Genomic DNA, 13,581 nt, shown 5'->3' with positions numbered 1-13,581 from the left:
ACACGTTCCTCTATTGAGATTTAAAAAAGAACGTGTTAGAATATGTTCATTATTATTAATATAAGTAGCGATGACGGACTTATAAGTACTTGCACAAAAAGCGATTCAGGGATAGTGAAAGCCTGAAGCCGCAAGGAAACGGCAGTCTCGAGCAATACGTGATAAAGTGGATGCACCTTTAGTGTATCAACTAGGGTGGAACCGCGGGCAAACGCTCGTCCCTAGGCAATTAAGCCTTGGGATGAGCGTTTTTTTATGTTTTCAAAGCATATACTGCTCGTTTCACAAGTACCTGAGCACGTCATTGCCAATACGTTAACTTTCAAAAGGAGGATTTTATTATGTATTCAATGGAACAAGTTGTAAACTTAGCGAAACATCGCGGTTTTGTTTTCCCTGGTTCTGAAATTTACGGTGGTCTTGCAAACACTTGGGATTACGGTCCACTTGGAATTGAATTAAAAAATAACGTTAAAAAAGCTTGGTGGAAAAAATTCATTCAAGAATCTCCACATAACGTTGGTTTAGACGCAGCTATTTTAATGAACCCAAAAACTTGGATCGCTTCTGGTCACGTTGGTAACTTCAACGATCCAATGATCGACTGTAAAAAATGTAAAGCGCGTCACCGTGCTGACAAATTAATTGAAGATGCACTAGATGCAAAAGGCATCGAAATGGTTGTTGACGGTCTTACTTTCGACCAAATGGCTGACTTAATGAAAGAGCATGAAGTAAAATGTCCTGATTGTGGTAGTGAAGAATTCACTGAAATCCGTCAGTTCAACTTAATGTTCAAAACTTTCCAAGGTGTTACAGAGTCTAGCACAAACGAAATCTTCCTTCGTCCTGAAACAGCACAAGGTATTTTCGTAAACTTCAAAAACGTACAACGCTCTATGCGTAAAAAACTTCCATTTGGTATTGGCCAAATCGGTAAAAGCTTCCGTAACGAAATCACGCCTGGTAACTTCACATTCCGTACACGTGAATTCGAACAAATGGAACTTGAATTCTTCTGTAAGCCTGGTGAAGATTTAGAGTGGTTCGCATTCTGGCGTGAAACTTGTAAGAACTGGTTACTTTCACTTGGTATGACTGAAGAAAGCATGCGTCTTCGTGACCACGGTGAAGAGGAATTATCTCACTACAGTAACGCAACAACTGATATTGAATTCCGATTCCCATTCGGTTGGGGCGAACTATGGGGCGTAGCATCTCGTACAGACTTCGATTTAAAACGTCACATGGAACACTCTAACGAAGACTTTAACTATATCGATCCACAAACGAATGAGCGTTACGTACCGTACTGCATCGAGCCATCTTTAGGTGCTGACCGCGTAACATTAGCATTCTTATGTGATGCATATGAAGAAGAGCAATTAGAAAACGATTCTCGTACAGTTCTTCGTTTCCACCCTGCTTTAGCACCATACAAAGCAGCAATCTTACCATTATCTAAAAAGCTATCTGAAGGTGCTACTGAAGTATTCGCAGAATTAGCTAAAGACTTCATGGTAGACTTCGACGAAACTGGTTCTATCGGTAAACGTTACCGTCGTCAAGACGAAATCGGTACACCATTCTGTATCACTTATGACTTCGACTCAGTTGAAGACAAAGCTGTTACAGTACGTGACCGTGACACAATGGAACAAGTTCGTATGCCAATTAGCGAACTAAAAGGTTTCTTAGAGAAGAAAATCCAGTTCTAATTATAAGAAAAAGAGGCGCTCATGAGGGCGCCTCTTTTTTATTTTTCACGTTTTTCTTTAATTGCTACTGTACATCGTGATATGCATAATAAATCATCATTTTCATCAATGATACGCACATCCCAAACCATCGTTGAATGTCCTCTATGTATCGGTGTTCCGATCGCTGTTACAATTCCATCTTTCTTTGAGCGAATGTGATTTGCATTAATTTCTAGACCAAAACAAATGCATTTCTCTTGATCAATTAAATTGTATGAACCGACGCTTGCTACTGTTTCTGCTAATGCAAGAGATGCACCGCCGTGTAAAAAACCAAATGGCTGATGCGTACGCTCATCAACAGGCATCGTAGCAACCACCTTATCTTCTGTCATCTCTAACAACTCAATTCCAAGTGAATCCATTAAAGTTTTTCCCATATCGTTTCCTCCTTCTCTTACTTTAATTGAATGTATAATTTTACCTATTTATTTTCAAACTACTTATAACACTTATATAAGGAGGTTTCACCTAAATGAAACAGAAATTTTGTATATTACTGCTCATGTTCTCCTTGCTGACTATTGTACCAAATTGTGCACTAGCAGCCAAAGCATCCAACCTGACAATCGATGTTCAGACTGTAACACAAAAAGGTAAGAAACCTTATATAGAATATCAAATTAACAGACCTTCATTTCACAATTTTTCCGATTCTAACTTTCAAAATAAGCTCAATTTCTATTACAAAAAGTCTACTGACAAATTTAAAACTAAATTAGAAAAAGACGCAAAAAAATATTATAAAGAAACAGAAGGATCTAGTACACCATTTCATCCGTACGTGGCAAATGTTGATTATAAAGTCTCCCTAAATAAACCACCTCTCCTCAGTCTATATTTGAATTACTATCAATATACAGGCGGAGCACACGGTCTTTATACGTGGAAGGCAAACACATTTGATTTAAAAGAAAAAAAGTTACTACACTTAGACGATTTATTTCAACAAGAAGATAAATATAAAGAAGTAATCCGCGCGGAGATCGTAAGACAAATTAAACAAAATGAAGGCATTTATTTTCCCGATGCAACTGAAAAAGTAATGAGTACGAAAAAGTTTCACTTCTTTTTAGAACCGGACAACCTCGTCATTTATTTCCCTTTATATGAGATTGCTCCTTATTCAAGCGGAATTCCTCAATTTCGTATTCCGTATACGTTGCTAAGAGAGTATTTGAAGCCTTCTTATCAAAATATTTTGATTGACAACAAGTAAATATTTTCGCTACGATAATGTTAACCTAAAAACAACAGGAGGTTAACATTATGAGAAGATTTCATGTTTTAGATTTAGCATTAGCTGCCATGTTCGTCTCTCTTATGGCCATTGGTGCAAATATTGTATCTTGGGCACCATTCCTGCAAGTAGCGGGCATCCCATTATCTATGCAACCATTTTTCGCAATTTTAGCAGGGCTTCTTCTTGGAAGTAGACTTGGTGCATTATCAATGACTGTGTATATGCTCGTTGGCTTAGCTGGTGCACCAATTTTCGCTAACTTCAAAGCTGGATTCGGGGCACTTTTAGATCCTACTGGTGGTTTTATTATTGCATTTATTATCGTTGCTTACGTATCAGGAAAACTAGTAGAACAAAAAGAACGACCAACATTCAGTACATTTGCAATTGCCTCTTTCACAGGAATCATTTTAACTTATATTATCGGTACTACTTATATGTATGGGGCAGTTAATTTCTTCATGGGCGGTAATATGAGCTATAAAGCTGCTTGGATGATTATGATGTGGTTCGCAGTAAAAGATATTGTATTTACAATTATCGGTGCTATTATCGCACCTCGTATATACTATGCTGTACGCCGTTCCGCTTATCAGCATTCTCATTCGACGATTTCATAGTAAAAAAGAGTTATTTCAGCGCACTGAAATAACTCTTTTTTTATATTAAGACTCTTGATTCGTATGTTTTTCTAAAATTTTCTGCATCATTACAACCATGTCATCACGTAATTCTGGGTGTTGCAGTGCCATTTCAATTGTCGTTTGAACGAATCCTAACTTTTCACCTACATCATAGCGTGTTCCTTCGAAATCGTAAGCGAATACACGTTGAATTTCATTTAAGTTTTGGATTGCATCTGTTAACTGAATTTCACCGCCAGCACCAACATGTTGCTGTTCTAAGAACATGAAGATTTCAGGTGTTAAAACGTAACGTCCCATAATTGCTAAGTTTGAAGGTGCTGTACCTGCTGCTGGTTTCTCAACGAAATTACGAACTTGGTAACGACGTCCTTCCTGCTCTAATGGGTCGATAATTCCATAACGGTGTGTTTCATTTTCTGGAACCGTTTGTACACCAATAACAGAAGAAAGCGTTTTATCATATTCTTCAATTAATTGACGTAAACATGGTTTTTCAGCTTGAACGATATCATCACCTAATAAAACAGCGAATGGCTCATCACCGATGAATTTACGCGCACACCAAACAGCATGCCCTAATCCTTTTGGTTCTTTTTGACGGATATAGTGAATATCTACCATTTTTGAAGAAGCCTGTACTTTTTCAAGTAACTCATACTTTTTCTTTTCTAATAAGTTTTGCTCTAACTCAAATGCATTATCAAAATGATCTTCAATAGAGCGCTTCGTTTTACCAGTAACGATAATAATATCTTCGATTCCTGATTTTATTGCTTCTTCTACAATGTATTGGATAGTTGGTTTATCTACTATCGGTAACATTTCTTTTGGCATTGCTTTTGTAGCTGGTAAAAAACGTGTTCCTAATCCAGCTGCTGGGATTATCGCTTTTCTTACTCTTTTCATCACAAAATACCCTCTCTTCTGTCAGAATCAATCACGATCATTTCCTTACATAGAACAAAAGGGAGGTTTCACTCCCTTTTGTTCCCTACTACTTAAAATTACTTTATATTATAAACGATTCATAATATCTTCTTTAATAGTAAGTAACTTTTGTTCACTATTTTGTAAAGAATTGTCTTGAACACCGAAATAGAACTTAATCTTCGGTTCAGTTCCAGATGGACGTAGGCAGAACCAAGAACCATCTTCTAATTGATATTTTAACACATTTGATTTCGGTAAGTGAATCTCTTCTTTATGTCCATCTTGTAAAGATGTAACGATGCTCGCTTTATAGTCTTCAACTGCTACAACTGTTAAGCCTGCTACTTCTTTCGGAGGATTTTCACGGAATGTTGCCATCATCTCTTGAATTTGTTCCGCTCCATCTTTTCCTTTTAGCGTTAACGATACAAGATCTTCACGGAAGAAACCATACTTCTCAAATACTTCTAATAAACCATCGTATAACGTTTTTCCTTGTGACTTGTAGTATGCAGCTACTTCACATGCAAATAGAACAGATTGTACTGCATCTTTATCACGACAGAATGGACGGATTAAATAACCGTAGCTTTCCTCATAACCAAATTGGAATTCGTATTGTCCGCTTTCTTCATACTGTTTAATTTTCTCACCAATAAATTTAAATCCAGTTAACGTATCAACTGTATCTAAACCATATGCTTTCGCGATTGTACGGCCAATTTCAGACGTTACGATTGTTTTTAATACAACACCGTTCTCTGGAAGCGTTCCGTTTTCTTTCTTTTGAGATAATAAGTAATCAAGCATTAATGCACCTGTTTGGTTACCAGTTAACACTTGGAACTCACCATCATGATTACGAACTGCTACGCCAAGACGGTCAGCATCAGGATCCGTTGCGATTAACACATCTGCGCCTACCTTCTCACCGTCACGAATTGCATACTCAAACGCCGCATGCTCTTCTGGGTTTGGTGATTTAACTGTAGAGAAGTTCGGATCTGGTAACTCTTGCTCTTTTACAACTGTTACATCTGTAAATCCAACTTCTTCTAAACCACGGCGTACAGAAATATTTGATGTTCCGTGTAATGGTGTAAAGACAATTTTTAAGTCTTTCCCAACATTTTGTACCATTTCTTTATTAATGATGACATTGTTCAATTCTGTAGCATATGCATCATCTACTTCTTGTCCAATAATATGTAATAAACCGTCAGCTTTTAATTGCTCCACATTAGCAACCTCAACTGTTAACTCATCCTCTACTGCATCTACATAGCTAATTAACTCATCAGCTTCTTTTGGAGGCAACTGCCCACCATCTTCACCGTATACTTTATAACCGTTATATTCCGGCGGATTATGGCTTGCCGTAAGAACGATTCCACTCACTGTATGTAAATGACGAACTGCGAAAGAAAGCACTGGCGTTGGGCGTAAGCTTTCAAACACATATGTTGTGATGCCGTGTGCACCAAGTGTAGCAGCTACTTCCATTGCGAATTCAGGTGATTTATGACGAGAATCATACGCAACAACAACACCGCGCTTCTTCGCTTCTTCACCTAATTTTTCAATAAACGTCGCTAATCCTTGCGTTGCTTTACGAACTGTATATACATTTAAACGGTTCGTACCAGCACCAAGTTCACCACGCATACCACCTGTACCGAACTCTAAATTTTTGTAAAAGCTATCCTCAATTTTCTTCTCATCTTGCTTCATGTTTTCTAACTGTTCTTTTAGTTCTGCGTCTAACTCTGCATATGAAAGCCAGCGACTAAATTCTTGTTTCCAATTCATACTTCTATCTCCTCTCGCTTGTCATACCTTTATTATATGAAAAAAACAACCTGTATCTCAATATTTTTTACAATCTAACAGGATTTTACTAGGAATATTTGTATACACTATGGTTAAATACTCCACTAAAGGGAATGAGGATTATGCAAGAATGGGGATTGTCAGAAGAGCTCAAAATACAAACAAAGCAAATGATTGAAATTGCTGAGAAAGAATTATCAATTATGAGGCAAGCAATTGATAAAGAAGATGAATGTATTTTGTGCAAAATGGAAGATATTCATCATATGTTAGCCAATGTACAAACATTGGCAGCTACATACTATATTCAAGCGTATTTATCACCTTATACGGAAAGCTCACATTCTATTACAGCGACTGTCCAACATTTAAGCGCCCGAAAACACGGGGCTCTTATTGTTGTGGAAAGAAACGAACCGCTTGACTCTCTCATTCAAACTGGAACAACATTACATGCTCATTTAACCTCACCGTTACTTGAATCCATTTTCTATCCAGGTAACCCTCTTCATGACGGGGCCGTTCTCGTTAAAAATAATCATATTGTTTCAGCTGCCAATATTCTTCCGTTAACAAAAAGTACAGAAGTTGATCCTGAACTAGGGACACGTCACAGAGCTGCAATTGGCTTATCAGAAAAAAGCGATGCCCTTATTTTAGTTGTCTCTGAAGAAACAGGTCGCACTTCATTCGCTTTAAATGGGACGTTATATACAATTTCTTTATAAGATGAAACGAATTCATGTGGGATAAGACGACCATAGTCATCCCAATAAAAAAGGCTGTTCCAAAGTATGGGAACAGCCTTCTCTTATAATTTTATTCTTCTCCGAAACGTTCAACAAGTGTCGCAAGTGTACGTACCATTGCACCTGTTGCTCCAGCTGGCCCTAAATCATGCGCTCCTGATGTTTCAGATGTTCCAGCGATGTCTAAGTGTACCCATGGTGTATCCTCAGCGAATTCACCTAGGAATGTACCTGCCATAACTGCATGTCCTTCACGACCTGGTGAGTTATTTAAATCAGCAAACTTACTGTTTCTCACGCGTTCTTTATCACGATCAAAAATCGGTAATTGCCAAATTGATTCATCTGTTTCCATAGATGCCTCTAGCACTTGCTCAAACAACTCTTCACTGTTTGTCATTGCGCCTGTCGTATGATTTCCAAGCGCAACAATTACACCACCTGTTAATGTCGCAACATCAATAAGGTAGTTTGCACCTAGTTTTTTCGCATACGTAATACCATCAGCTAACGCTAGGCGACCTTCTGCATCTGTATTTAATACTTCAATTGTTTTTCCGCTCATAGACGTGATTACATCGTCTGGCTTAAATGCTGTACCACTTACAACGTTATCAGTTGATGGAATAACAGCGATCACATTTTGCTCTGGGCGAAGTTCACCGATAATTTCCATCGCACCTAATACAGCAGCAGCACCGCCCATATCACCTTTCATACCGACCATGCCTTCACGTGGTTTTAATGAATAACCACCTGTATCGTATGTGATTCCTTTTCCAACGAATCCAATGACATCTGTCCACTCTTCTTTTCCTTTATAAATAAGAGCTATCATTTTTGGTGGTTCAGTAGATCCCTGGTTTACTGCAAGTAACGCACCCATACCAAGGTCTTCCATCTCTTCTTTCTCAAGAACTTTATAATCCATATCATACTTTTCCGCTAACTCAACAGCATACTCAGCAAGCTTTGTTGCTGTTAATACGTTTGGCGGCATATTTACAAGTGTACGAGCTGAATTTGTTGCATGTCCATGTACGTATCCAACTGTTAATGCAGCTTCAATTTCGTGTGCATCTTCTGCTGTAATAGCCGTGAACTTCTCTAACTCCACACGTTCCTTTTTATCTGATTTATACGTTTGTAACTCATATGTACCAAGACCTTGTACCTCTGCTGCAATGTGAGCTACATCAATCGCGTCTAATTTCTCTGTTACGAAAGAATCCAGCAAGATTGCTGCATCTTGTACTTTCGCTGCTTGTAACGTTTTAAACGCCTTACCAAGAGCCGCACGTAACGTTTCTGTCGTATACGATTCTTTCTTTCCTAAACCAACGAAATAATAACGTTTCACATTTGTTTTCCCTAAACTATGTACTTTCGAAATAGCTTTCTTCTTAGTAGAAAGTTCCTTCTCTTCTAATAAAACTTGTAATTGTCCTTCAAACGCTTTGTCCAGTTCTTGTACAAAACTACTCGTTTTCTCTTCTTCAAATAAGGCAACGATTACCGCTTCATGGCTTGCTAATTCTTTTTGTACTTGAAACATGTTCAGACCCCCTAAATTTCTCTACTCTACCTTTATTATAACTTTATTTTCGATAAAATGCGACAATTCTAACTTCTACTATTACCTCTATATATGAAATAAAAAAAGTCTAGCGTAATTACCACTAGACTATCTTTGTTTTAAATATTGACCGCGAAACACTTGCATCGTTTCGTCTTGATTTAACATCGTTAACTCTTCCTCTGAAAACTTACCATCTCCAACTTTCACTACATATACATTTACTTTTTTCTTACCCCATTGGCTATAAACATCTTTCACCGTATCATAGTACAGATCAAGGCGGTTTCCTTTTATTGCACCACCCTTATCAGCTACTACACCATATCCATAACCTGGTACGAATAAAATTGTTCCAATTGGGAATACGCGTAAGTCCGCTGCGATTGTGGAATATAAATCCCTTTTCACCTTAACACCTGAATATGTAATACCATACTCCGGATGTCCTGGCCTCTTACCAGTTGACTCAATTCCTGACGTATAACCTGTTGCAGTCATTTCAATTGAACGATATTTAGACCAGTCTTTCGCCTGCTCTAAAGCATTTATCACTTCTTTACTCGGAGCAACATTTCTCTTAATTTCTGCTGCATGTACTTCTTTTGCACTCGTTCCCTCATACTTCTTTACAATCTCTAATAAAGAAACTCCTGTGAAAGCATTCCATGTTACGCATAATGCGGATACAAGTAAACAAGTCATCATAATGCGAATACAATATCGTTTTAACATTTTTATATTCCACACTCCTTCATCGTTAATCATTCCCTATACGATAAAGGAATATGCAAAAAAATAATCTCCAAATGAATTGGAGATTAAAACATTTGATATCCGCTTTTCCGGAGTTTCTTAATTACGATTCCTGCTAATGCAGCACCTACTAATCCAGTAGATAAAATAAACATATCTGCTTGTCCTAAATGCGATACACTTGTCCCAAATGAAGAAAATGTTTCTTTTGGCTTTGAAAAATAATCCCACACACTCGCCTTATTAATAATAAGCATACAAACAATTGGATACACAATAACCATTACCCACGTAGCTCGCAAAATCATGTTGAGTAAAAATCCAATTCCAAAAAACAAAATGAAAAATAACATCATTGAAATAAGTAGTACCGGTATACTCACTCTTTCTCCCTCTCCTTCGTATGCGCCGTAAATACGTGATAGGCGGTATAACCAAATTGTTCACCTGGATTTAATGTTTTGTCCATTTCAAGATGTAGTTCTGATTTTCTTTCTAACAAATATTTAATCAGTACAGACGTATTCGGATCGTCTGCAATCGTATCTGGATGTAGAAATGCTACTTCAGACAATTCTTTCTCCTGTACAATAATGTTTTCTCCTTCAGGCTCCAAAAGGAAAATAATCATATTATCACTAATCTCATTTCGAATCACGCCCGATCGAACACCAATGATCCCCTTCACATGAGCGACAATGCCTGTCTCTTCTAACACTTCACGTTTCACAGCTTCATCAACCGTCTCACCTTCATTTACAAAACCAGCCGGCAAAGACCATTTCCCCTTTAATCCACTGTACTTCTTCTTAACGAAGAGCCACCTGCCATCTTTTGTAGCTACTAGGCCACCGACAGCTAACCACACTTTCCCTCGTTTCTCCATGATGCATTACCCTCCTCTACCGGAACGGACAGAATATTCTTTCTTTTTTATATATTATACTATATTTTTTAAATGAAAAAAGCAGAAACAGCTCTTAGCCGTTTCTGCTTTTTCTACTATATATTAAAAGAACTTTAATTTACCTTTTTTAAGAACTAATAAAGGTCCACCTAATAAGAATAGGTAACGGTTATCGATTACTTTCTTCATGAAAGAAGCTTTCCAACCTGTTAACTTTTTGCCCATAACAACACCCATTGCATCGTCATGACCTAAAGAACATACAGATCCTTTATTATCGAATGCGAATTTCTTCATTTCGCCCTTGCCACGAACTAACACAGTTAAGTTGTGTGCAATGTTGTAACCTTGTTGAATTGCGATTTGTGCTGTTGGTGGGTATGGACGGTTAATTTCTTCGTTAATGATTAACGCTGCGTCACCAACCATGAATACCTCTTCGTATCCTGGAGCATGCATGTACTCATCAACTTTTACACGTCCGCGCATTGCTTCAAAGCCAGACTCTTCTACAATACCGTTACCACGAACACCTGCAGCCCAAACTACTGTTTCAGACTTAATTAATTCAGTATCATCACCATTGGCAACGATAATACCTTCTTCAGTTGCTTCTTTAATTGCTGTACCGATGCGGAATTCTACGCCTTTTTTCTCAAGTTGTTTTACAGCGTATTCTACTAATGCTGGATCAAAACCTGGAAGTGCTGTTGGAGCAGCTTCTACACAGATGATACGTGCTTTTTCACGTGGTACATTGTACTCTTTGCAAAGTTCAGGAACACGGTTTGCAAGCTCACCTACGTACTCGATACCAGTAAATCCAGCACCACCAACAACGATTGTTACTAACTCATCACGTTGTTCAGTTGCATATTTAGCGAAACTAGCTTCCATATGCTCACGAATTTCACGAGTTGCATTAATGTTAGCGATTGAGAATGCATGCTCTTTTAATCCTGTAATTCCGAATGTTTCTGATTCGAAACCAAGACCGATTACTAAGTAGTCATACTCTAACTCGCCGTCTTTTAAGATAATGCGTTTTTCAGCAGCTTTAATTTCTACTACTGTATCTTGTACAAAGTTTACTTTATTTGTATCAATAACGTCTTGAATATCTAGACAGATTTTTTCATCTTGTAATGTACCAGCTGCGCTCTCATGTAACCAAGTCGCTTGGTAGTGATAGCTGTTGTTGTTTACTAGCGTAATTTCAGCTTCATTTACAGATAATGCTTTTTGCAGACGAACAGTCGTAATCATCCCGCCATAACCTGCACCTAAAACTACGATTTTTGGAGTCTTCACCAAATCACAACCCTTTTCTTTATATAATAGTAATAAAAAATAATACCAAGTACTAAAAACTCTATTTGTCAAGAATGTGGATTTTATCACATTCTATAGCATAACAAAACGCAGTCAAAAAATCGTACGAATTTTGTCATAGAAATTTAACATAATACTTCCCTATATTAGTCGGTTTTATTCCAGAATTCAAGCGTCTGGAGAATTATCAATATTTTAAAATAACATAGCGTTTTCAAGGGTTTTTCAGCCTTTTTTTCATGTATTTTCCTTTCACCATATTTTATACAATTAAAAAAGCATCTATGCGAAAACTTACACACAATTCAGTCGTTTTCAGAAGTATTATGAACTCAAATATGCTATCATTTATTTGAAAGTGTCATCATTTGCAGGATTTTCGTGTACATATGAACAATATATGAAATCAATATCAAAATTCCATCTATAGGGGGAATGAAAGTGGCAGAAAATCAAAAAGTTTACGACATAACAATTATTGGTGGTGGTCCAACAGGATTGTTCACAGCATTTTATGGCGGTATGAGACAAGCAAGTGTAAAAATCATTGAAAGCTTACCTCAACTTGGAGGACAATTATCCGCACTCTACCCTGAAAAATACATTTATGATGTAGCTGGATTCCCGAAAGTGCGCGCACAAGAATTAGTTGATAACTTAAAAGAGCAAATGAAGAAATTTGACCCAACCGTTTGTTTAGAAGAAGCTGTTGATACGCTTGAGAAACAAGCTGACGGTATATTTAAACTTGTTACGAATAAGCAAACTCACTATTCTAAATCAGTTATTATTACTGCCGGCAATGGAGCTTTCCAACCACGCCGCTTAGAATTAGAAGGGACAGCAAAGTACGAAAAGAAAAACTTACATTACTTCGTTGATGATATGAATAAATTTGCTGGTAAGCGCGTCGTAGTATTTGGCGGCGGCGACTCAGCTGTTGATTGGACAATGATGTTAGAGCCGATCGCTGACAAAGTTACAATCGTTCATCGCCGTGATAAATTCCGTGCGCATGAACATAGCGTAGAAAGCTTAATGAATTCTCGCGCAGAAGTAAGTACACCGTACGTTCCAGTTGAACTCATTGGTGATGACAAAATTGAACAAGTCGTTCTTCAACACGTAAAAACGGAAGAAAAAATTATCATCGATGTTGATGATGTAATCGTAAACTACGGCTTCGTTTCCTCTCTTGGCCCAATTAAAAACTGGGGCTTAGATATACAAAAAAACAGCATTCTCGTGAACTCAAAAATGGAAACAAATATTCCTGGCATTTACGCTGCTGGTGACATTTGTACATATGAAGGAAAAGTAAAACTCATTGCTTGCGGCTTCGGTGAAGCACCAACAGCAGTAAACAATGCAAAAGCTTACTTCGATCCAAACGCAAAACTTCAACCAATGCACAGCTCGAGTATGTTTTAATATGCAAAAATAAAGCACAATGAATCCGATACATAATCGAACTCATTGTGCTTTTAAAATTACTGTTTTCTTCTTCTACCTAATATGAATAATACTCCGCCGACTAAGAATGAAATTCCCGCACCAACTGACATCATCCATGGAGACGCTGCTCCAGTTTTCGGTAATTCTCTTTCTACTTTTACTTGTGGCTCTTTAATCAATTTTTCTAGTCTTATTTCCGGATCCTCTGGTTTTACTTCTGGTTTCTTCGGTTCCTCCGGTTTCACTTCTGGTTTCTTCGGCTCTTCCGGTTTCACTTCTGGTTTCTTCGGATCTTCCGGTTTCACTTCTGGTTCTTTCGGATCTTCCGGTTTCACTTCTGGTTCTTTCGGATCTTCCGGTTTCACTTCTGGTTCTTTCGGATCTTCCGGTTTCACT

General features: G+C 37.7%; 14 protein-coding genes. 5 read left to right on the top strand and 9 right to left on the bottom strand.

What is annotated here, in order from left to right:
* Positions 1-341: 341 nt before the first annotated feature.
* Complete coding sequence (locus MR113_RS20630; protein WP_088092001.1) at positions 342-1,718, top strand: glycine--tRNA ligase; 1,377 nt, start codon at positions 342-344, stop codon at positions 1,716-1,718.
* A gap of 38 nt (positions 1,719-1,756) precedes the next feature.
* Here MR113_RS20630 and MR113_RS20625 read toward each other — a convergent pair whose 3' ends face one another.
* On the bottom strand, positions 1,757-2,140 hold the full coding sequence (locus MR113_RS20625) for a hotdog fold thioesterase (protein ID WP_000520763.1): 384 nt from the start codon (positions 2,138-2,140) through the stop codon (positions 1,757-1,759).
* Positions 2,141-2,235: 95 nt separating this feature from the next.
* On the opposite strand from MR113_RS20625, the gene MR113_RS20620 reads away from it, so the two are divergent.
* Positions 2,236-2,979, top strand: a complete 744-nt coding sequence (locus tag MR113_RS20620; protein WP_242256531.1) for a DUF3298 and DUF4163 domain-containing protein — start codon at positions 2,236-2,238, stop codon at positions 2,977-2,979.
* A gap of 50 nt (positions 2,980-3,029) precedes the next feature.
* Positions 3,030-3,623, top strand: a complete 594-nt coding sequence (locus MR113_RS20615; RefSeq protein WP_242256529.1) for a biotin transporter BioY — start codon at positions 3,030-3,032, stop codon at positions 3,621-3,623.
* 45 nt (positions 3,624-3,668) lie between these two features.
* On the opposite strand, the gene galU is transcribed toward MR113_RS20615, so the two are convergent.
* Together galU and MR113_RS20605 are read right to left on the bottom strand one after the other, a co-directional pair.
* Positions 3,669-4,556, bottom strand: coding sequence for a UTP--glucose-1-phosphate uridylyltransferase GalU (galU, locus tag MR113_RS20610; protein ID WP_242256526.1), 888 nt, complete (start codon positions 4,554-4,556; stop codon positions 3,669-3,671).
* 108 nt (positions 4,557-4,664) lie between these two features.
* Complete coding sequence (locus MR113_RS20605; protein ID WP_242256524.1) at positions 4,665-6,389, bottom strand: phospho-sugar mutase; 1,725 nt, start codon at positions 6,387-6,389, stop codon at positions 4,665-4,667.
* A 143-nt stretch (positions 6,390-6,532) separates the two neighbouring features.
* Here MR113_RS20605 and cdaS point away from each other — a divergent pair, with 143 nt between their 5' ends.
* A complete protein-coding gene (gene cdaS / locus MR113_RS20600) occupies positions 6,533-7,138 on the top strand; it encodes a sporulation-specific diadenylate cyclase CdaS (RefSeq protein WP_001158734.1) in 606 nt (201 codons plus the stop codon).
* Positions 7,139-7,229: 91 nt separating this feature from the next.
* Here the strand turns inward: cdaS and pepA are convergent, their stop codons facing one another.
* The 5 genes from pepA to MR113_RS20575 form a co-directional block, all read right to left on the bottom strand.
* Positions 7,230-8,714 carry a cytosol aminopeptidase gene (pepA, locus tag MR113_RS20595; RefSeq protein ID WP_242256522.1) on the bottom strand — a complete coding sequence of 495 codons (1,485 nt, stop codon included), beginning with the start codon at positions 8,712-8,714 and terminating at the stop codon, positions 7,230-7,232.
* A 129-nt stretch (positions 8,715-8,843) separates the two neighbouring features.
* Positions 8,844-9,470 carry a 3D domain-containing protein gene (locus MR113_RS20590; RefSeq protein WP_033656415.1) on the bottom strand — a complete coding sequence of 209 codons (627 nt, stop codon included), beginning with the start codon at positions 9,468-9,470 and terminating at the stop codon, positions 8,844-8,846.
* Positions 9,471-9,556: 86 nt separating this feature from the next.
* The gene (locus MR113_RS20585; RefSeq protein ID WP_000027018.1) at positions 9,557-9,874 is read right to left on the bottom strand and encodes a YuiB family protein; all 318 of its coding nucleotides are present in this window, start codon (positions 9,872-9,874) and stop codon (positions 9,557-9,559) included.
* Positions 9,871-10,377: an NUDIX hydrolase gene (locus MR113_RS20580; protein ID WP_063260535.1), complete on the bottom strand. Its 507-nt coding sequence runs from the start codon at positions 10,375-10,377 to the stop codon at positions 9,871-9,873. The genes MR113_RS20585 and MR113_RS20580 overlap by 4 nt, the downstream gene beginning before the upstream one ends.
* Positions 10,378-10,500: 123 nt before the next feature.
* Entirely contained in the window at positions 10,501-11,709 is a 1,209-nt protein-coding gene (locus MR113_RS20575) for an NAD(P)/FAD-dependent oxidoreductase (RefSeq protein WP_000856609.1), read from the bottom strand.
* Positions 11,710-12,171: 462 nt separating this feature from the next.
* Between MR113_RS20575 and MR113_RS20570 the strand changes: the two genes are divergently transcribed.
* Complete coding sequence (locus MR113_RS20570; protein WP_000829779.1) at positions 12,172-13,161, top strand: NAD(P)/FAD-dependent oxidoreductase; 990 nt, start codon at positions 12,172-12,174, stop codon at positions 13,159-13,161.
* A 59-nt stretch (positions 13,162-13,220) separates the two neighbouring features.
* Here MR113_RS20570 and MR113_RS20565 read toward each other — a convergent pair.
* On the bottom strand, positions 13,221-13,581 hold a 361-nt coding region (locus tag MR113_RS20565; RefSeq protein ID WP_242256520.1), incomplete at its 5' end, for an LPXTG cell wall anchor domain-containing protein.

The organism is Bacillus cereus group sp. BfR-BA-01379, from assembly GCF_022663605.1.
In the GTDB taxonomy this organism is placed as follows: Bacteria; Bacillota; Bacilli; order Bacillales; family Bacillaceae_G; genus Bacillus_A; species Bacillus_A mobilis.
The sequence above is the reverse complement of the archived record's forward strand: the minus strand, read 5'-3'. Positions and strand labels throughout refer to the sequence as shown.

What these genes read in the sequence shown, in the direction of transcription:
- MR113_RS20630 (WP_088092001.1), top strand. Translation starts at nt 342, where the DNA reads ATGTATTCAATGGAACAAGTTGTAAACTTAGCGAAACATCGCGGTTTT.
- MR113_RS20625 (WP_000520763.1), bottom strand. Translation starts at nt 2,140, where the DNA reads ATGGGAAAAACTTTAATGGATTCACTTGGAATTGAGTTGTTAGAGATG.
- MR113_RS20620 (WP_242256531.1), top strand. Translation starts at nt 2,236, where the DNA reads ATGAAACAGAAATTTTGTATATTACTGCTCATGTTCTCCTTGCTGACT.
- MR113_RS20615 (WP_242256529.1), top strand. Translation starts at nt 3,030, where the DNA reads ATGAGAAGATTTCATGTTTTAGATTTAGCATTAGCTGCCATGTTCGTC.
- galU (WP_242256526.1), bottom strand. Translation starts at nt 4,556, where the DNA reads ATGAAAAGAGTAAGAAAAGCGATAATCCCAGCAGCTGGATTAGGAACA.
- MR113_RS20605 (WP_242256524.1), bottom strand. Translation starts at nt 6,389, where the DNA reads ATGAATTGGAAACAAGAATTTAGTCGCTGGCTTTCATATGCAGAGTTA.
- cdaS (WP_001158734.1), top strand. Translation starts at nt 6,533, where the DNA reads ATGCAAGAATGGGGATTGTCAGAAGAGCTCAAAATACAAACAAAGCAA.
- pepA (WP_242256522.1), bottom strand. Translation starts at nt 8,714, where the DNA reads ATGTTTCAAGTACAAAAAGAATTAGCAAGCCATGAAGCGGTAATCGTT.
- MR113_RS20590 (WP_033656415.1), bottom strand. Translation starts at nt 9,470, where the DNA reads ATGTTAAAACGATATTGTATTCGCATTATGATGACTTGTTTACTTGTA.
- MR113_RS20580 (WP_063260535.1), bottom strand. Translation starts at nt 10,377, where the DNA reads ATGGAGAAACGAGGGAAAGTGTGGTTAGCTGTCGGTGGCCTAGTAGCT.